The sequence below is a fragment of the Mesorhizobium wenxiniae genome, assembly GCF_002284535.1.
Taxonomy (GTDB): Bacteria; Pseudomonadota; Alphaproteobacteria; order Rhizobiales; family Rhizobiaceae; genus Mesorhizobium; species Mesorhizobium wenxiniae.
Window position 1 is genome coordinate 78,913 of the sequence record NZ_NPKH01000041.1, and the last position, 18,007, is coordinate 96,919.

The 18,007-nt window shown below is 61.7% G+C and carries 13 protein-coding genes; 6 read left to right on the forward strand and 7 right to left on the reverse strand.

The features are described 5' to 3' along the window. Window positions 1-57: 57 nt before the first annotated feature. From CIT31_RS32855 to CIT31_RS32880, 6 genes are all read right to left on the reverse strand, one after another. On the reverse strand, window positions 58-4,668 hold the full coding sequence (locus CIT31_RS32855; protein WP_165778625.1) for an nSTAND1 domain-containing NTPase: 4,611 nt from the start codon (window positions 4,666-4,668) through the stop codon (window positions 58-60). A gap of 533 nt (window positions 4,669-5,201) precedes the next feature. Next, window positions 5,202-6,197: a lipid A biosynthesis lauroyl acyltransferase gene (locus CIT31_RS32860; RefSeq protein ID WP_095521962.1), complete on the reverse strand. Its 996-nt coding sequence runs from the start codon at window positions 6,195-6,197 to the stop codon at window positions 5,202-5,204. 37 nt (window positions 6,198-6,234) lie between these two features. Further along, window positions 6,235-7,263, reverse strand: a complete 1,029-nt coding sequence (locus CIT31_RS32865) for a zinc-binding dehydrogenase (RefSeq protein WP_095521963.1) — start codon at window positions 7,261-7,263, stop codon at window positions 6,235-6,237. A 37-nt stretch (window positions 7,264-7,300) separates the two neighbouring features. After that, a complete protein-coding gene (locus CIT31_RS32870; protein ID WP_095521964.1) occupies window positions 7,301-8,572 on the reverse strand; it encodes a beta-ketoacyl-ACP synthase in 1,272 nt (423 codons plus the stop codon). 16 nt (window positions 8,573-8,588) lie between these two features. Continuing rightward, on the reverse strand, window positions 8,589-9,779 hold the full coding sequence (locus CIT31_RS32875) for a beta-ketoacyl-ACP synthase (protein WP_095521965.1): 1,191 nt from the start codon (window positions 9,777-9,779) through the stop codon (window positions 8,589-8,591). A 56-nt stretch (window positions 9,780-9,835) separates the two neighbouring features. Further along, window positions 9,836-10,117: an acyl carrier protein gene (locus CIT31_RS32880; RefSeq protein WP_095486660.1), complete on the reverse strand. Its 282-nt coding sequence runs from the start codon at window positions 10,115-10,117 to the stop codon at window positions 9,836-9,838. A gap of 216 nt (window positions 10,118-10,333) precedes the next feature. Here CIT31_RS32880 and CIT31_RS32885 point away from each other — a divergent pair, with 216 nt between their 5' ends. After that, window positions 10,334-10,600: a hypothetical protein gene (locus CIT31_RS32885; RefSeq protein WP_206072797.1), complete on the forward strand. Its 267-nt coding sequence runs from the start codon at window positions 10,334-10,336 to the stop codon at window positions 10,598-10,600. Continuing rightward, window positions 10,584-11,036, forward strand: coding sequence for a hypothetical protein (locus tag CIT31_RS32890; protein WP_095521966.1), 453 nt, complete (start codon window positions 10,584-10,586; stop codon window positions 11,034-11,036). Before CIT31_RS32885 ends, CIT31_RS32890 begins: the two co-directional genes overlap by 17 nt. A gap of 797 nt (window positions 11,037-11,833) precedes the next feature. Here CIT31_RS32890 and CIT31_RS32895 read toward each other — a convergent pair. After that, complete coding sequence (locus tag CIT31_RS32895; RefSeq protein ID WP_095522022.1) at window positions 11,834-12,382, reverse strand: histidine phosphatase family protein; 549 nt, start codon at window positions 12,380-12,382, stop codon at window positions 11,834-11,836. Between the two features lie 167 nt (window positions 12,383-12,549). Between CIT31_RS32895 and CIT31_RS32900 the strand changes: the two genes are divergently transcribed. The 4 genes from CIT31_RS32900 to CIT31_RS32915 all read left to right on the forward strand — a co-directional run bounded on the left by CIT31_RS32900 (window position 12,550) and on the right by CIT31_RS32915 (window position 17,974). Beyond that, the gene (locus tag CIT31_RS32900) at window positions 12,550-13,497 is read left to right on the forward strand and encodes an AEC family transporter (RefSeq protein ID WP_095521967.1); all 948 of its coding nucleotides are present in this window, start codon (window positions 12,550-12,552) and stop codon (window positions 13,495-13,497) included. 327 nt (window positions 13,498-13,824) lie between these two features. Beyond that, complete coding sequence (locus tag CIT31_RS32905; protein ID WP_095521968.1) at window positions 13,825-15,282, forward strand: NAD-dependent succinate-semialdehyde dehydrogenase; 1,458 nt, start codon at window positions 13,825-13,827, stop codon at window positions 15,280-15,282. An 84-nt stretch (window positions 15,283-15,366) separates the two neighbouring features. Continuing rightward, window positions 15,367-16,398: an aldose epimerase family protein gene (locus CIT31_RS32910; protein WP_095521969.1), complete on the forward strand. Its 1,032-nt coding sequence runs from the start codon at window positions 15,367-15,369 to the stop codon at window positions 16,396-16,398. 478 nt (window positions 16,399-16,876) lie between these two features. After that, complete coding sequence (locus CIT31_RS32915) at window positions 16,877-17,974, forward strand: branched-chain amino acid ABC transporter substrate-binding protein (protein ID WP_095521970.1); 1,098 nt, start codon at window positions 16,877-16,879, stop codon at window positions 17,972-17,974. Window positions 17,975-18,007: the final 33 nt, after the last annotated feature.

Here is an 18,007-nt window from a genome sequence, read left to right on the forward strand (position 1 = left end):
GGCAGAAATGCGGCTAAAACCACCGCGTGGTGACGTCGACAGCGCATTGGAGCGATATCAGCTTGGACAGTCGCCAACTTCACGTTCGACAGGAAGGAAGAAACGTCGCCGTTCGCATGCGGTCAGTTCGCGTGGAACAATCCCACGTGCGTAGTCAATGAGGTCCAGGGGTGTTTGGAACGCGCGAATTATTCGGACGCTATCATCACCGGACACGATTGCGATCCTCGTTCCATCGGAATTGAAAGCCGCCCGCATCAGCGCCGGCCGGTTGGCCTCGTCCTCCCGGCTGGCAAGCACTGCGATCTCGCGCCCCGACTGCGCCGCCCAGAGCCTGACCGTGCGATCCTGAGACGACGTCGTCACGACATACAAACCGTTAGGACTGATTTGCGCGCTGTCCACTGCGCCGCTGTGACCCCTGAGAACGACCTTTTCTGTTCCTACCGGAACGCTCCAGATTCGAACGGTCCCATCGCGTGAGGCAGTTAGGAGAGACTGACCGTCCTGGCTGAACGCGACTGCTGTCAGCTCGTCGCCGTGGCCCTTCAGCGTCGCGACACTGTTTCCGTCCTTGATCGACCAAATCCGCGCGGTGCGGTCGAGTGAACCCGTGACAACCAGTTGGCCGTCTGGACTGAAAGCGGCCGCGGTGATTCGGTTCTGATGCCCGATGAGAACCTTGAATTCAGTTCCGTCCGTCTTCAAAAGGTGGGCAGCGTTGTCGTCCGTCGCGGTAAGGACGAGATCCCCGTCCCGGCCGAAAATCGCCTGTGGCAGCTTCCCGCTTGTCTTGATGGTGGCCAGTTCGGCGCCGCTTGCCGCGTCCCACAACTGTGCGGTACCGTGAGCCGAACCCGCCGCTAACAGGTCTCCCTTGGGACTAAACTGAATTTGAAGTAGCCCGTCACGAGATTTGAGCTGCGCGACCTCGCGTCTGCTTGCAACGTCCCAAACAAGAACTCGGCCCCCAAGAGATGCGGTTGCAACGCGACTTCCATCAGGGCTGAACGTCGCACTTTGGACAGTTTCGAGTGTGTCAAGCTCGGCTATCTGACGTCCGCTTACAACCTCCCACAGGTGCGCTGCGCTATCCCCACCTCCAGTCAAAAGGTGCACATTATCGGGACTAAAGACCGCAAAGGTCGGCGGATATTCATGGGACAGCGCAGTTGTCAGAACCCCGTCGATATCCCAGAGCCGAGCGGTGCGATCGTGCGATGCAGTGAGAAGAATGCTGTTGTTAACTGGGCTGAATTCCACGTGCTCGACCAAGGCGTCATGGCCGACGATGGTGGTGAGCAGCGACGTGCGCTCGACATCCCAAATACGAACCGTGCCGTTGAGGGAAGCGGCAGCCAAGAACCGATCGTCTTGGCTGAAGACGCTGTTCATCTCCTGATCGCGCTCATCCGGGCCCATGTAACTTAGTTTGAGCCCCGAGGACTCCTGGCCGAGCACGCCAAGCAAACTACCCGAGATTCCGTCCCAGAGTCGTGCGCTACCATCGAGTGATACCGTCGCAATTCGACGGCCGTCGTGACTGAACATTACGCCTTGTAATTGTGTGTCGCTCTTGTGACCGGCCAATGTCGCAATTTCCATGCCTTTCGACACGTCCCAAAGATGCGAAAGGAAAGGGTATGAAATTGGGCCCCACGAGCTTATCAGGATCCGGCTTCCGTCCGGGCTGAATGCGACGCTGTACGGCCAAGCGTTAACCCGCAGAGTCCGGTTCAGTTTGCCATCTTCCGCATTCCAGATAAGAACGGAGCGTTGATCGCGTTGTGCGATTGCGAAGCTCTGGCCATCGGGACTAAAGCTAGCCAGGGAGCTTCCACGTCTCTCTACACTTAGGATTTTCCTTCCGGTTTGAGCGTCCCAGAGTGATGCATCGCTGTTCTCCCCCGCTGTCAGCACGCGGGTGCCGTTTGGGCTGAAAATCGCCGTAGGAAAATTGCCGACCGGCTGAAGTAAAAAGAGCTGCTCCCCTGAGGTGGCGTTCCAGATGCGCGCGGTGCCATCTCTAGCAACTGTAATGACGCGGCTTCCGTCCGGGCTGAACTCGGCTCTCTCAACGGCGCCTTGGTGGCCCTTCAGAACCGCAGTCTCGGTACCATTCAGGGCGTCCCAAATGCGTGCCGTCGCGTCATGCGATGAGGTGACAATGCGGTCGCCGGTCCGATTGAAAGCTGCATGTGTCACACTGGCGTGTTGGTGGAAGATCCTCGTTTGACGATGCGCTAACAAAGCCTTGTAAAGCGCGGCCTCCGCTTCAACGATGTACGGGCGTCTGTGTTCAGATGTGCCCGTCGGCAGCGCTTCGAGCGCCAGCAAAACCGCGGCTTCAGTATTACCGCTCGTTGCGGTTTGCTGCGAAAGAAACGCAAGCGAAAGAGACTGGTTGCGCAGCGCCTGGTCGCGCGCCTCAAGGGCCTTCCTCTCGGCCGACCTGGCCTTGTCCGCGCTCATTTGCGCCAGCACCGCCTGCCGCATTGCTTCCTGCTGTCCTCTGAACCCGATGAATGCGCCTGCTCCAGCCAAGAGAGCCAACACCGTCGCGACAATGGCCGCATAGCGCGTACGTCGTGCCAGCTGTATCGCAGCAGTTGCTGCCAGATCCCGACGCTCAGCTTCTCCCGCGAGCCGGTCGGCCTCGCGCTCCAAGCGTTCGCGTCTTGCTACTTCAGCAGCCTCGATCAGTGCCCGCTCTGCTTGCCGGTCCTTCTCCTCTCTCTCCTTCTGGGCACGTGAGGACGCCTCGATGTATTCAACGACTTGATCGTCGACTTCCTGGCGTCTCGACAGCAGCAATTCCTCGCCCTCGGCGAGACGCTTGCCGGACGGCAGCAAAAGATCGCGGTTCTTGTTGTCCGAGTGCCATCGATGGGCGTCAGCCTTGAGCCGAGCCCGCGTCTCGAGGAAGCTCCTATTCGCGTTGACAATGTCGCTGGCGCGCGGCCAGCGGCTGAGCAGCGCTTCATGGGCCACGCGGACGAAGACATGGCCCGCGGCATCTTCATCACTGACGAGGAGCCGGGCGGCGATCAGCGCGTCGACGAGAGCCAATCGTGCCGGCTTTCCAGCCGCTTCGCTGAGCAGGACTGGACTTGCCGTAACAGTTTCATCGCCCGGACGCACCGTGGTGAGAGCGCGCAGCACCGCCGGCAATTCCTCCTGGATGTCGGGCGGGAGCGCGTCTACGACTTCATCGGCGCGGCGCGCGATCGCCCCTTCGAGGCCGCCAAGCGCACGATACGCAGCAAAGGTGAGGATCCGGCGCTCCCGGCCCACCTCGTACAGCGCATCGAGAACGAATTCGAGAAGCGGCAACGATCCGGGATCGGCGGCTGCCGCGTCCTGCAGCACATCATCGAGCCGCCCCAGATCGGCACGCTCCTCGAAGCGGAGCCCGGCAGCACGAGCCGGCTCGCGAATGATCTGGGCGATCTCAGGGCTCGTCGGCGGCAAGAGTTCATAGCTGCTGAGGCCGTCCTTCAGCGCCGAGAAGCCTCGGACTTCGCCGCAGCGGTGAAAGAAATCCGACCGGATCGTCGCAATCACCCAGACCAGTCCGCTGCCGGCGAACGCCGCCAAGAGCCGCACAAGCCCTTCGCGCGACGCCGGTTCCTTCTCCGTCGTGAACAGCTCCTCTGTCTGATCGATGGCGATCAGCAATCGTATTTGCGAAGGGACCGAGCCAGCGGCGGTGGCTGCTTTGCCGAGTGCCTGGCGGATCAGAGTCAGCGCGCGATCGGGAGCGCTTCGACAAAGTTGAGTCAGCTCTGCCGCTGTCAGTTCGAGAGCCAACTCGGGCAAAGCACCTTCGCGAAGCAGTCCCGCGGTCAACGAGGCGACAGCATCAGGTCCTTCGGACGGGCGGATCAGGCAACGGCGCCACAAACTGATGCCTACCACTGCGCCAGGTCGGGTGATTGAAGGCATCAGCCCTGCGCGCAGAAGAGAAGACTTGCCGGAGCCGCTCATCCCGTAGATGAGCAAAAATGCTTTGCCGTTGGCTGCCAGCTGCTCCAGTCTTTCGGTGCAAGCAGTGATCGCCCGCGCTCTGCCGAAAAAGAGGTCGGCGTTTTCAAATTCGAAGACGTCGAGACCGCGAAAAGGCGACCTGACCTGTTCCTCCGAAGCGAGGGGTACACGATAGACGTGCACAGGTCGGGCGATATTCTTCACCTTGTGCTCGCCAAGATCTATGAAGTCGAGCGAAAGCCGATCGCGAGCCTGCGCATAGATTGCCTCGGAGACACATATTCCGCCCGGCCGTGATAACGGTTCCAAACGCGCGGCGACGTTGACGCCGTCGCCCATGAGGTTGTCACCCTCTACGACGACATCGCCGAGGTTGATGCCGATGCGAAATCGCAGGCGGCCTGGCTCGGGGAGGTCGGCGTTCTGCCTATCGATTTCCAACTGGATTTCGGTGGCACACCGCAGCGCCTCGACAGGGCTTGCGAACTCCGCGATGACACTGTCTCCGGCGCTGCCGAACACCCGTCCCTCATGGTGCACAATCAGCCGGTCAATGATCTGGCGATAGGCTCTCAGGGTCGCAAGAGTACCTTCCTCATCCCTGCCTATCAGCCGGCTGTAGCCGACCACATCGGCTGCAAGGATGGCAGCCATTCTGCGCTGAACGCGATCCACGGCCATAGCCAGCTCCCGCAATCCTGAAGCATCCTAAAGGAAATGGCGGCCGATGAGGAGGGAGGCACCAAGCTTACCCGAAGGACGGCGTTGGCAATTATTCCTTTTGACCTCAACGCACAGTTTCAGCCTTTGTGCGGGGAAATCAAATCCCAGGCGGTTCTGCCACTACCAGCATAATTCTAGTTTTATTGATCGTCCATTGGACCTCCATCCCGTGGCGCACTTGCGACAACGGGACACCGGCATAAGTCCCGCCTATCGACCGAAGATCGCGTTTTCGCACACGGCTTCAAAATTGCCATTCGCAAACGACCGGGTTTGACCTGACCCGGACTTCCAAGGTGGTTCCACGGAACGGCAGCTAGGGATCAACTTATTCCGTAGCGCGAGCGAGTCTGGACGACTGGAACGGATCGTGAGCCGAAATTCAAACTGAGACACTACCGAAACTTGAGACGAGGCGTCAGGCGGCAATCGAGCGGCCGATTACCAAACAAAAACCCGCCTCGGCGGGCGGGTCGTTGGCGCAAATCTGCTCAGGCGGCTTCGCCGCGCTGTCTCGCCCGGCGATGCTTTCCGCGCGGGCCGCTGATCTCCCACCTTTTGTGGAACCACATCCACTGGCCGGGATCCTCGCGCACCCAGCGCTCGACCACGTCGTTGAGCAGCTGGGTGGTGCCGTGGACGTCGACACTGCCGCCGGCGGTGCGCGGCAAGGTCAGTCTGTCCTCGATCTCGAGCCGGAAGCGGTTGCTGGGCAAGCGCACGCAGCGCGCCGGATAGACATCGCAGTCATAGTGCCGCGCCAGGGTGCCCAGAACCCGATTGCTTTCGCATGGGCGGCCGAAGAATGTCGTTTCGAGTCCGCTCGAGAATTTCTGGTCGACGAGCACGCCGATATTGCCGCCTTTCTCCAGGATTGCCGCCAGCGCGAACGAAGCGCCGGTGGAGGAGGGCAGAAGCGAGCCCATGGTCGAGCGGCGAGTCGAGAGGATGTAGTCGGCAAGATAGGGGTTGTTGGGCGGGCGAAACAGCGCCGTGATGTTCATGCCGAAAGTGGCTGCCGCCACCGGAAGCAGTTCGAAATTGCCGAGATGCCCGGTGAAGATGATATGCGGTTTTTGCTCGCCGGCGATATGCACGAAGTGCTCGATCCCCTTGACCTCGATGCGGCCCGGTTTCGTCGCGGCGGGATCGTAGTCGAACAGGGCGTCGAGAAAGATGTATTCCGCGGCGAGCCGAGCCATGTTGCCCCACATGTCGGACGCGATGGCCTGGATCTCGCGGTCGCTCTTTTCCGGATAGGCGTTGTGCAGATTGGCGATGGCGACGTTGTGGCGCCCCACCCACGGGCCAATGCGACGGGCGGCGCGGTCGGCGAAATTGAGCGCGCTGTCGACCGGCAGCAGACGCAGCAGCCAGATTATCGTCATCGCGGCGCGCGCAAGCAGCCAGTAGTTGAACTGGCGCAGCCGCCTGCCGTGGCGGAACGCCAAGTCCCTGCGGAGCTTCTTGAATGCGTTGCCGACCATTCCTAGCCCATAATGTTTTTAGACAGCAACATCATGGTCAGCCGACGCGCAGGATGATCTTGCCGAACACGTCGCGGCCTTCCATGCGCTTCAGCGCGGCGTCGATGCCGTCGAAGCCGACTTCGGTGTCGATAACCGGAGAAACCACCCCCGCCGCCATTTTCTGCATGGCGTCGGCCATGTTTTGTATACGGCAGCCGAAGGAGCCGAGCAGCTTCAGCTGCTGCTGGAACAATTGCATCAGATTGATCTGCGTCGAGACGCCCGAGGTCGAGCCGCAGGTCACCAGGCGACCGCCGCGTTTCAGGCACAGCATCGAGGCGGCAAAGGTGTCGGCGCCGACATGCTCGAAGACGACATCGACGCCCTTCTTCTTCGTCAGTTTGCGCACGATGCCTTCGAAACGGTCCTCGCGATAGTTGATGACGTGGTCGGCGCCAAGCGCCTTCGCCTTGTCGATCTTGTCGCTCGAGCCGACCGTTGTGATCACAGTGCAGCCCATTTTCTTTGCCAGCTGGATCGCGGCGGAGCCGATGCCCGAGCCGCCGGCATGGATGAGGATGGTTTCGCCGGGCTGCAACCTGGCATTGTCGAACAGCATGTGTTCGACCGTGCCGAAGGTGACGGGCGCGACGGCCGCGCCGATGTCCGTCACGCCGGGCGGGGCGGGGACCAGCAGGCGCGCCGGCAGGTTGATCTTCTCTTGCGCAAAGCCATCGAGATGGAAGCCGTGAACGCCCGAGACATTATCGCAGAGATTGTCGCGGCCTTCGCGGCAGGCGCGGCAAAGCCCGCAGGTGCGCGCGCCGTAGATCGACACAAGCTGTCCGGGTACAAGGCTGGAGACGCCGGGGCCGACCGCCTCGACCTCGCCGGAAGCTTCGGCGCCGACGACCAGCGGCAGCTTGCGCTTGGCGAAGGCCATGCCGCGCCAGCCCCAGACGTCGATATGATTGAGCGCCACGGCTTTGATGCGCAGCGTCACTTCGCCCAGCGCAGGCTGCGGCGGAGGCGGCAGGTCCACCGTTTCAAGGCGGCGGTCCTCGATAAGTTGCAATGCGCGCATTGAGCCTGTCGGTTCTGTTAAGCGGGAAAAGGCTCGCTTAGACTGGTTCCCGCGCCATGACAAGGCAGGTGTTCTGGCCGCCGAAGCCGAAGGAGTTCGACAGCACCGTGCCGACCTTGGCGTTGCGCTTCTTGTTCGGTACCACGTCGAGCACGATCGCCGGATCGGGATTGTCGTAATTGATGGTCGGCGGGATCACGCTCTCGCGCATGGTCATCAGCGAAAACGCGGCCTCGACGGCGCCGGCGGCCGACAGCGTGTGGCCGATCATCGACTTGTTCGACGAGATCGGCATCGAGCCGATCCGCTCGCCGAACACGGTCGACAGCGAGAGATGCTCCATCTTGTCGTTTTCCGGCGTCGAGGTGCCATGAGCATTGACATAATCGATCTCGTCCTCGCCCAAGCCGGCATCGGCGAGGGCGGCGCGAACGGCGGCGATCGCCGGCGAACCGTCCGGCTTCGAGCGGGTGCGGTGGAAATCGTCGGCCTTCTCGCCGCAGCCGCGCAGGATGCCGAGGATGGTCGCGCCGCGGGCCAGTGCGGCCTGCAGCGACTCCAGCACAAGCGCGCCCGAGCCCTCGGCCAGCACGAAGCCGTCGCGATCCTTGGAGAACGGCTTGGACGCCCTTTCGGGGATGTCGTTATGCGTGGAGAGCGCCGAAAGCAGCGAGAAACGGATCAGCGCCTCGGCCGTCGCCGAGCCGTCGGCGCCGATCGACAGCGCCCTGTCGCATTCGCCGCGGCGGATCGCCTCGACGCCGAGCTGGATCGAGGTGGCGCCCGAGGCGCAGGCCGTCGACAGCGTGATCGGCAGGCCGCGCGTGCCAAAACGGTCGGCGAGCCGGTCGGCGATCGAACCGAACTGGGTGGTTTCGAAGACATCGAGTTCCTTCAAGCCGCGCGCCACGCGAAGCAGCCGTTCGGCGCCGATGTCGTGCTTGTCGGAATTGTAGAGCGAAAAGCGCTCGCTCCAGTCGAGTTCGACCGGCGGCGAGGCGAGGAAAAGCGGCCCGCCGAAATCGCCCGAATCAAGGCCGGCTTCGGCCACGGCTTCCTGCGCGGCGATCTCGGCGAGATCGTAGGTAAGAAGACTGGCGCCCTTGGAGCTCGACGGCAGGAAATCGACCATGCCGGAGATGCGGGTGTTCAGATGGTCAACCGGAAAGCGGGTGATCGGATGGATGCCGGACTTGCCCGCGGTGAGCGCTGCCCAATTGTCGGCCTTGCCGACGCCCAGCGAAGTCACCACGCCGATACCGGTGACGGCGACGATCGGCCTGCCCATGTGGTCGTTCAGATTGGCCATGACTTGTCCCGGATCTTTAATCGGCGGCGTTGACCAACGCCAAGCCCTCGAATTGGTGATAGCCGACCGCCGTTGCAAGGACGGTCCTGGGAATGCCGTTGAACGGCTTCTCGGTGGCGGGGTCAAAAGCCGGGTAGGCGGCCTTACGTTCGACAGCCAGTGCCGCCAGCGCCACGGCGAAGGGAAACTGTGCTTCCTTCATGTGGCCGGTCAGCGTCGAAAAGCCGCGTGCGGCAATCGCCGGATTGGCGTCGAGCGCCGATTTCTCGGCAGCAGTAGCGGTATGAGCACCCGAAGCGCCCGAAATCGTCAGCAACTCGCCGTTCGGCAATGCCGCCTGCCTGAGCAGGGCGGCAATCTCGGCATCGAGTTCGCCCTGCCGGCGTTTTGCGCGTCCGGATATGACCGGGCCGAGTTCGGCATAGATCTTTCGCCCGCGGCTGATCGCATGTTCGCGCTGTTCCAGGACAAGAAACGCGCCGCCTGATCCAGTCACCACGCCACCGCCTTGCAGGCCTTGTCTCTGCCAGACCGGCCTCCAGGGGCCGCGATGCAGATAGCCGGCCAGTTCATAGCCAAGCAGCATGTCCGAATGCTCGGTCTGGAAGGCGCCGCCGACCAGGATATGCGTCGACTGGCCGGAGCGGATACGTGCGGCGGCCGTCTCGACGGCAGCGACGCCGGCGCCTTCCTCGCCCATGAAGGTGCGCGACGAGCCGGTCACCTTGTGAACGATCGAGATGTTGCCGGCGAGCAGGTTGGAAAGCTGCGCCAGAAACAGCGTCGGCCGCAACTCGGTGGTTAGTTTCTCGTTGAGCAGGACGTCACGGTCGTTGCGGCTTTCCGAAGCGGCGAGAATGTCGGCGTCGACGGTTTCGTCGCGCTCGCCGCCGCCGGCAGCCACCACCATGTCCATGGTCGTGCAAAGTTCGTCATTGCCCTTGATGCCGGCGTCGTCGAGCGCCATGCCGGCGGCGTACGTGCCGAGCCTTTGCCAGGTTTCCATCTGCCGCTGGTCGCCGCGCTTGGCGATCTGCAGGTTCCAGTCGATCTCCGGCAGCGGGTGGACGGTGTAGGGCGAGAAGCGCGATGCTTCGAGCACGGGTTCCAGGCCGGGCTGGGCGAGTTTGCGCCAATGCGCATCCGGACCTTCGCCCAGCGAAGAGACAAGGCCGATGCCTGATATGACGACGTGGTGGGGACTCATGGGCGGTTGTTGTGGGTCAGGTTTGAAGGCGCATCAAGATCGCGGGCTGAACCATTTCAGGCGTTCTTGGCCGCGACCAGAGCGTCGATCTTGGCGCACAGGTTCTTCATGACGAAGTAATCGTCGGTCGAGGCCTTGCCGTCATTGACCTCTTGCGTCCACTTTTCCAGCGGCACCTTGATGCCGAATTCCTTGTCGATGGCAAAGACGATGTCGAGGAAGTCGAGGCTGTCGATGCCGAGATCGTCGATAGTGTGGCTTTCAGGGGTGATCGTGTCGATATCGATCTCACTGGTGTCGGCGATGATCTTGGCGACTTTGGCGAACGTGGTGGACAAGGGCTTTTCCTTCGGTTGCGGGCGGAATCTGTCCGCATGTGTTTGCGCGCTGTCTAATTGGTTTTTCCGGGCAGGAAAAGGCCTGAACGCCGGGCGCAGATGGGATACCCACTTCGTAAACGCAAGAAAGAGCCGTTGGAGACCCTCCCGGCGATATGCCGCAACCATCCCATCTCTGGTCGTTGCATGTACCAATGTACCATGGTACGGAAATCTATGACCATAGAACGCGTGCAGACCGGGGTGCGCCTGGAAAAACGATTGGTGAAGGTGCTCAAGGCCTTGGCCGAGCATCGCGACATGAGCCTGGGTGACCTCATCGAGGGCATCGTGCTGCATGCCTTCGAAGGCCAGACACCGTTTTCCCCGACGACCCTGGAAACAATCGGCCAATTGAAGCGCATCTACGGAATGGAGCTTGGCGCAGCGGACAGCCACCGTCTGGTGGAAATCGACGGGGAGGGGGATGACGAACCATCTTGAGCGCAGCCACAGCATCGTGCTTTCGGGGCCGATCGACCGCGTCTTTCCGCTGTTCACGCCGATCGGAGAGACCCTTTGGGTGGACGGCTGGGATCCGGAGTTTCTGCATCCACAAGACGGGGAGATCCGCCAGGGCATGGTCTTCCGGACCACCCACGGTGATGAGACCACGCTCTGGGCCTGCACGGGCTGGGAACCGCTGACGCATTGTGTTCGCTATGTCCGGGTGACGCCGGATTCGCGTTTCGGATTCGTCGAAGTGGCCTGCCGCCCGACCGCTGACGGAGCCACCGAGGCGTCGATTGCCTACACGCTCACTGCCCTGAACGCGGCAGGAAGATCGTATCTGTCCGAGCTGACGGAGGATGCATTCGCGCACATGATTGAGGGATGGAAGCACCGTATCGATGCGTGGCTGCTAGCGGCGAAAATCTAACGCAAGGTGGCGGGCAGTTAGCCGTCATCCGCATTGGTTGCTGGAACGAGCCAGGTGCGACAGGACCGGACGATCCGCTATCGGATGCTTTCCCGTGTAGCGAACGGGAACGTCCGTTCAGGGAGGCGAGCGGCGCGACCGAATTTGCCACAGCTGCGCACCTTGCCGATTTCGATTCCGGGCTACGACGCGCAGTATCTACCTTAACGTGGGAGAAGTAGAGAGACATTGACACGAGGTGCGAAAAAGCAACGCCAATACAGCTGATTAGTTACGACGTATGTATTCTCGCAGATGTGGTATTGGCCGTCCGGGGATTCCTGTACACGGTCCCGTGGGATGGTGAAATTATGCGGCAAATAGGTGTAACCACCATCTATCCTGGACCGCACCGAAGACCGAGGTATGGCGCGGCAATCAGAACCACCGCAACACTTGAATTTCGTCTGTGGGTCAATCCTGTCTTCGTACCAATCATGGGCGTTAGCGGCTGTTGCGGTGGCGATACACATTGCCGTGAAGATTAATCTTCGCATGGCATTCCTCAAGCATTTGGCAGGCGCTGCTCATTCGAGCGTCCATGTATATTAGCGTTCCATTAAAAATACCATTAGCCTCCGACTGGCTAACGCAGCTCCAGCAGCGACGCTCGCAACTGAAAGCCGTTCGCGAGTCGTGAAAATCTAGCGCTGGTACCCTAAGCGGAATACCGGGTTCGACCCTTCTTCGCCATTGCTTCGGAGAAAATTGAAGGGCAAGCCGTGACCCCAATGCGCTTCAACCGGCTCCAGCGCTGATTAGAAGGTGACTCGGCCGAGCACGCGCAGGCCGTCGCCTTGCGGCTCGACGATCACGGCTTCACCTTCGCGCGGCGAGATGCCGGTGAGCGCCATTATGTTTTCCAGATGGGTGACCATGACCACATTGTCGGAGCCGGAATAGGCGCGGATCTCGTTCATGATCGCCTCGAGCTGGGCGGCTTTCTCGCTGGCGTCGGTCTTCAGCAGGTCAAGCGGGGCGAACGGTTTGGGCTCTTCTCTGAAAGCCGTGCGGGCCGTGTCGAGGCTGCGGCAATAGCGGCTGGACAGCACGCGCTCGACCGGCGCCGCGCGGGCGTCGAAAAGCGCGCCGATCTTGCGCGCCTGCTGCTTGCCGCGCACCGAGAGATTGACCTGGGTGGCGCATTTCTCGATGTCGAAATTCGCCGGATCGGTGGTGCCTGTGACCATGGCATGGCGAAGCAGCACGACATGTCCGCCGTCGCGCAACAGCGCCCAGCCGGCTTCGGTCGCATGGGCCGCGGCGGGAATGACGAGCAGCAATAGAGCCAGCACAGATCGAAGCATCAGGCGTCCTTTTCCGGTCACCGGAGGTGGGTTCCGGTGACCGCATATAGGGACGGCAAAGCCGGCTGAAAAACAAGGCACGACCAATCCCGGTTGTTGGCGAGAACGGACCGCTTCGCAAGGCGGGACGATTGCGCTGCAATCCCGGCTCGCCTATCAGGAGAAAAATGTCTCCACTCATCGAAACCGTCCTTTTTGTCTTCGGCCTTGTCGCGCTCGGCTATCTGGCCGGGCTCACCGGCTATCTGAAGGCCGAGGCGGGAGAGGCCATCGCCGAATTCGCCGTCGGGGTGGCGATGCCGCTGCTTCTGTTCCGCACCATGGTCAACGCCGATTTCCATGGCACCGCGCCCTGGTTGTTCTGGGGAGCCTATTTCGCGGCCGCCGCAGTGACGTGGGCGGCAGGCCACCTGATCATCACGCGGGTGTTCGGGCGCGACGCGCGTGCGGGGGTCGTTGGCGGCGTGTCGTCGGCTTTTTCCAATCTCGTCCTGCTCGGCATCCCGTTCGTCCTCGGCACATTCGGGCCAAGTGGGTTCGAAGTGCTGTCGCTGCTGATTTCCGTGCATCTGCCGACGATGATCATGGCGTCGATCATCCTGTTTGAAATCTTTGGCCGCGGTGACGAGCATGTGCATCCGCTGCGCATCATCCGGCGCTTCTTTCGAAAGCTGCTCTCCAATCCGCTGATCATCGGCATCCTGGCCGGATGGGTATGGCGTATCACTGGCCTGCCACTGCCGGCGCTGGCCGTCCGGCTGGTCGATGCGCTGGCCAACATCGCCGGACCGGTCGCGCTGTTTGCCATGGGGCTTGGCCTGTGCCGTTTCGGCATCTCCGGCAATGTGCGGCCGGCGCTGGCGCTGTCGGCGCTGAAGCTGATGCTGATGCCGGCCGTCGCGCTCGGCCTGGTCTGGCTGTTCGGCCTGCCGCCACTGTCAGCGAAGGTGGCAGTCGTGGCCGCCGCGCTGCCATCCGGGGTCAATTCCTACCTGATCGCCACGCAGTTCAACACCGGCCAGGCACTGGCATCGAACCAGATAACCATCGCCACCGCCTGTGCGGTCGTCACCACGGCTTTTTGGCTGACGGTGGTGGTCCACGTGTTTGGATAGGCATGTCGATACATAGTAATGCCGGCGAACGGCCTGGTACTTCCGGTACTCATTTACCCAAACGTTACGCTCCGTTCCGATTCTCGGAACGCACCCTTCTCGGCGCGGCCTGACCTGAACCTCAACACACCCTCAAGCAACATCAGAAGCGCAACTTGGCCTCGCCTTGGCTGGCCCAAACCCTATATGCCATCTTGCGATTGATTGCGGGGCTTGCCCTAGGTAAAGAGCAGTGGCTCCAGGACGTGCCGGCATCGATGCCATTGCGCACGCCCACCAAAGAAATCCAGATAGCGGCCCGTCAGCGCGCCGAACGGAGGCTAGACCATGCTTCAGAAAACCAGCCATTTCATGCGCCAGGCCAATCTCATCAATGGCGAGTGGGTGCAGGCCGACAGCGGCCAGACGGTCGACGTCAATAATCCGGCCACCGGCCTCAAGATCGGCACCGTGCCGAAGTCGGGCAAGGTCGAGACGCGCCGCGCCATCGAAGCCGCCGACGCCGCGTTCCAGACATGGCGCAAGACCACCGCGCTCGAGCGTTCGAAGTTGTTGCGTAAGCTGCATGACGCGATGATGGACAATCAGGATGTGCTGGCCGAGCTGCTGACCATCGAACAGGGCAAGTCGCTGTTCGAATCGAAGGGCGAGATCGGTTCGGCGGCGTCCTACATCCTGTGGTTCGCCGAAGAAGGCCGCCGCACCTATGGCGATGTCGTGCCGTCGCCCTGGGCGGATCGCCGCATCCTGGTGACCAAGGAGCCGGTCGGCGTCATCGCCGCCATCACGCCGTGGAATTTCCCGTCCTCGATGCTGGCCCGCAAACTCGGCCCGGCGCTTGCCGCCGGCTGCACCGCGGTCGTCAAACCGGCGTCGCAGACGCCTTATTCCGGCCTCGCCTGGGGCGCACTCGCCGAGGAAGTCGGCTTCCCCAAAGGCGTCATCAACATCCTGACGGGTGCTGCCGGCGAGATCGGCGACGAGATCTGCGCCAACCCGCTGGTCAAGAAGATCACCTTCACCGGCTCGACCGAGGTCGGCAAGATCCTGATCCAGAAGTCGTCCGTCACCGTCAAGAAAGTGTCGATGGAGCTCGGCGGCAACGCCCCGTTCCTCGTCTTCGACGACGCCGACATCGAGCGTGCCGTCGCCGGCGCCATCACCGCCAAATACCGCAATTCCGGCCAGACCTGCGTCTGTACCAACCGCTTCCTGGTTCAGGCCGGCGTCTACGACAAGTTCGTCGAAAAGCTCGCCGCCGCCAGCAACGAGCTGAAGGTCGGCTCCGGCCTCGATGATGGCGTGCAGCAGGGGCCGCTGATCGACGAGAAGGCAGTGGAAAAGGTTGAGGAACTGATCGCCGACGCCACCGCCAAGGGCGGCAAGGTCGTCGCCGGCGGCAAGCGTCACGCGCTCGGCGGTTCGTTCTTCCAGCCGACGGTGATCGCCGATGCGACGCCGAAGATGCGCTTCATGAAGGAAGAGATTTTTGGCCCGGTCGCGCCGGTGTTCAAGTTCGAAACCGAAGAGGAAGCCGTAGCACTCGCCAACGACACCGAATTCGGCCTCGCCTGCTATTTCTACACCGGCGATCTCGGCCGCGCCTTCCGGGTCATGGAAGGGCTGAAATACGGCATGGTCGGCGTCAATGAAGGCCTCATCACCACACCTGAGGCGCCGTTCGGCGGCGTCAAGGAATCGGGCCTCGGCAAGGAAGGCGGACATCAGGGCATCGAGGACTATCTCGACACCAAATATGTCTGCATCGGCGGCCTCGGCCTCTGATCGGCTTGGGCCTGTCGACTATCAACAGACCCAAGCCGGTCCAAGCGGCCAGCCGGGATCGATCAACCAACTGGCGTTTCGGACATGGCGATGAAGGACGGCGAGGTTTTTGGCACGACGCAGGCGGGCGACGCCGTCCGCCGCTTCACCATCCGCGGCGGCGGCCTCACCGCCAACATCATCGGGCTGGGCGCCATCATCCAGGATCTCCGCCTGGCCGGGCACGATGCGCCGCTGGTGCTCGGCTATGGCAATTTCGAATCTTATGAAACGGATACGGCCTTCTTCGGCGCCGTCGTCGGACGCTACGCCAACCGCATCCGCGATGGCCGCTTCACTATCGCCGGCCAGCGTTACCAGACCGAGCGCAACTTCCTCGACAAGCACACGCTGCATGGCGGCTCGCAAGGTTTTTCCCACCGGCCATGGGAGGTTTCGTTGCATGGCAGGGATTTTGTCACGCTGACGCTGCATGATCCCGACGGCACGATGGGCTTTCCCGGCGCGCTCGACGTGACCTGCACCTACAGGTTGAAAATCCCCGGCACGCTCAGCGTCGAGATGACCGCCACCTGCGAGGAGCCGACGCTGTGCAACCTCACGCAGCATTCCTATTTCAACCTGGATGACGGCGGCGCCGGCGATATCCTCGACCACCGGCTGATGCTGAACGCCGGCGCCTATCTTCCGGTCGATGGCGACCTGATCCCGACCGGCGTCGTGAAGCCGGTCGATGGCACGCCGTTCGATTTCCGCCAGGCGCGGCCGCTGCGCATGGAGAGCGAGGGCAAGCAGCTCGCCTACGACCAGAATTTCTGCCTGGCCTCGACGCGTGGGCCGCTCAAGCTGGCATCATGGGCGCAAGGCGCAAATTCCGGCGTCGAGATGGAGCTCTGGACCACCGAGCCGGGCGTTCAGCTCTACACCGGCCAGTATCTGGCGCCACCTTCGCCGGGGCTCGAAGGACGTCGTTACAAGGCTTTTTCGGGCTTTTGCCTGGAGCCGCAGGTCTGGCCGGACGCGCCGAACCGGCCGTATTTCCCGCAGGCCACGCTATGGCCGGGCCAGATCTACCACCATGTCACGGAATACCGGTTCCGACTGCCTGGCGCCTGACACGGAAGTCGGGTGGTACCGGTCCTTGCTGCGCTACCTCCGGTTCGGACAGGATCGTGCGCAAGTTCAAAGGCCGTCGTTTGCGTTCCGATTGGACGGGCGACGCTCTCGGATCGGAACCCAATCACTGTCAGCGATCGAGTTCGGACCCTTCTCGAACATTTGAAGCCGATGGCCGGGACGAGGCAAGTTGACCCGAAAGCGACCTTCGTAGGTCGGGCCGGAACGTCTGCAAAAGGGACAATCAATTTGTAGCACCCGATGGCAACAACCACTTAGCGCCCAATTTGTTGAGAACTCGGCAAGCGCGAGCGCTCTAGCCATCAACTAACCCGCGCAGGGATATGGCAAATCCCGGTAGAAGCCTAATCAACGACGAGACGAGTGCGCTGTATGACCAGCCAAGATATCTACGCTCGCGGAAAGGACTGTCGGCGTTGACGGGATTGGCGTAAACTACTCGCTTGGGGTGTCATCCATGCACCGTATCATCACAGTGGCTTTTGTGGCGCTCGCGGTCGCGCTTAACTGTCCTGCGCAGGCGGAGGTGCTGATCGGGGTCGCAGGCCCGATGACCGGAAAGCTTGAGTGGACTGGCACGCAATTGAAGCGCGGCGCAGAGGTAGCTGTGGCCGACATCAATGCAGCGGACGGCGTTCTAGGCCAACAGGTGCGGCTCATCACGGTCGACGATTTCTGCGATCCCGAGCAAGCAGTGGCTGCTGCCCAAAAGCTGGTGGCTGACGGTGTAGTGTTCGTCGTCGGACACTACTGCTCTGGAGCCTCGATCCCAGCTTCGAAGGTGTACGAGGCGGCGGGAATTCTGCAGATTTCGCCATCCTCGACCAATCCGATGTTGACCGAGCAAGGTCGCGCCAACGTTTTCCGCGTCTGCAGTCGCGACGATGCGCAGGGCTTCGAGGCCGGCAACTACTTGGCCGATCATTGGAGCGACAAGAAGATCGCGATCCTTCACGACAACACGACCTATGGGAAGGGTCTCGCCGATGAGACAAGAAAGCAGTTGAACAAGCGGGGCGTGACCGAAACAATCTATGATGGCTACGCTCCCGGGAAAGACGACTACTCGGCCGAGATCAGTAGGCTACAGGGGGCGGATATCGCCGTGCTTTATATGGGAGGGTATCATACCGAGGCTGCGCTTATGGTCCGTGCGGCGCGCGACCGGGGCTACTCGCTTCAGCTGATCTCGGGTGACGATACGGCGACCGAAGCGTTTGGGCTCATTGCCGGCCCTGCCGCCGAGGGCACGCTCTTCACCTTTGTCCCCGACCCACGTCGAAATGCCGAAGCGGCGCAAGTCGTCGAACGATTCCGTGCCGAGAACTTCGAACCCGATTCCTGGACGCTGCATAGTTACGGTGCCGCCCAGACTTGGGCGCAGGCGGTCGAGAAGGCAGGCTCATTAGAACTCCAAGCCGTGATTGCGTCGCTGCGGAGCAATCAATTTGATACTGTGCTGGGCCGTATGGACTTTGATGACAAGGGCGACCTCACTGTTCAGAGTTGGGTATGGTATGTTTGGAAGGGCGGCGAATACGTGCCGTTGGAGTAACGGACCACCGAGCTGGCGGATCGCATTGAGCCA

Coding starts and splice junctions, on each gene's coding strand:
- CIT31_RS32855 (WP_165778625.1), bottom strand. CDS start 4,668: ATGGCCGTGGATCGCGTTCAGCGCAGAATGGCTGCCATCCTTGCAGCC.
- CIT31_RS32860 (WP_095521962.1), bottom strand. CDS start 6,197: ATGGTCGGCAACGCATTCAAGAAGCTCCGCAGGGACTTGGCGTTCCGC.
- CIT31_RS32865 (WP_095521963.1), bottom strand. CDS start 7,263: ATGCGCGCATTGCAACTTATCGAGGACCGCCGCCTTGAAACGGTGGAC.
- CIT31_RS32870 (WP_095521964.1), bottom strand. CDS start 8,572: ATGGCCAATCTGAACGACCACATGGGCAGGCCGATCGTCGCCGTCACC.
- CIT31_RS32875 (WP_095521965.1), bottom strand. CDS start 9,779: ATGAGTCCCCACCACGTCGTCATATCAGGCATCGGCCTTGTCTCTTCG.
- CIT31_RS32885 (WP_206072797.1), top strand. CDS start 10,334: ATGACCATAGAACGCGTGCAGACCGGGGTGCGCCTGGAAAAACGATTG.
- CIT31_RS32890 (WP_095521966.1), top strand. CDS start 10,584: ATGACGAACCATCTTGAGCGCAGCCACAGCATCGTGCTTTCGGGGCCG.
- CIT31_RS32895 (WP_095522022.1), bottom strand. CDS start 12,382: ATGCTTCGATCTGTGCTGGCTCTATTGCTGCTCGTCATTCCCGCCGCG.
- CIT31_RS32900 (WP_095521967.1), top strand. CDS start 12,550: ATGTCTCCACTCATCGAAACCGTCCTTTTTGTCTTCGGCCTTGTCGCG.
- CIT31_RS32905 (WP_095521968.1), top strand. CDS start 13,825: ATGCTTCAGAAAACCAGCCATTTCATGCGCCAGGCCAATCTCATCAAT.
- CIT31_RS32910 (WP_095521969.1), top strand. CDS start 15,367: ATGGCGATGAAGGACGGCGAGGTTTTTGGCACGACGCAGGCGGGCGAC.
- CIT31_RS32915 (WP_095521970.1), top strand. CDS start 16,877: ATGCACCGTATCATCACAGTGGCTTTTGTGGCGCTCGCGGTCGCGCTT.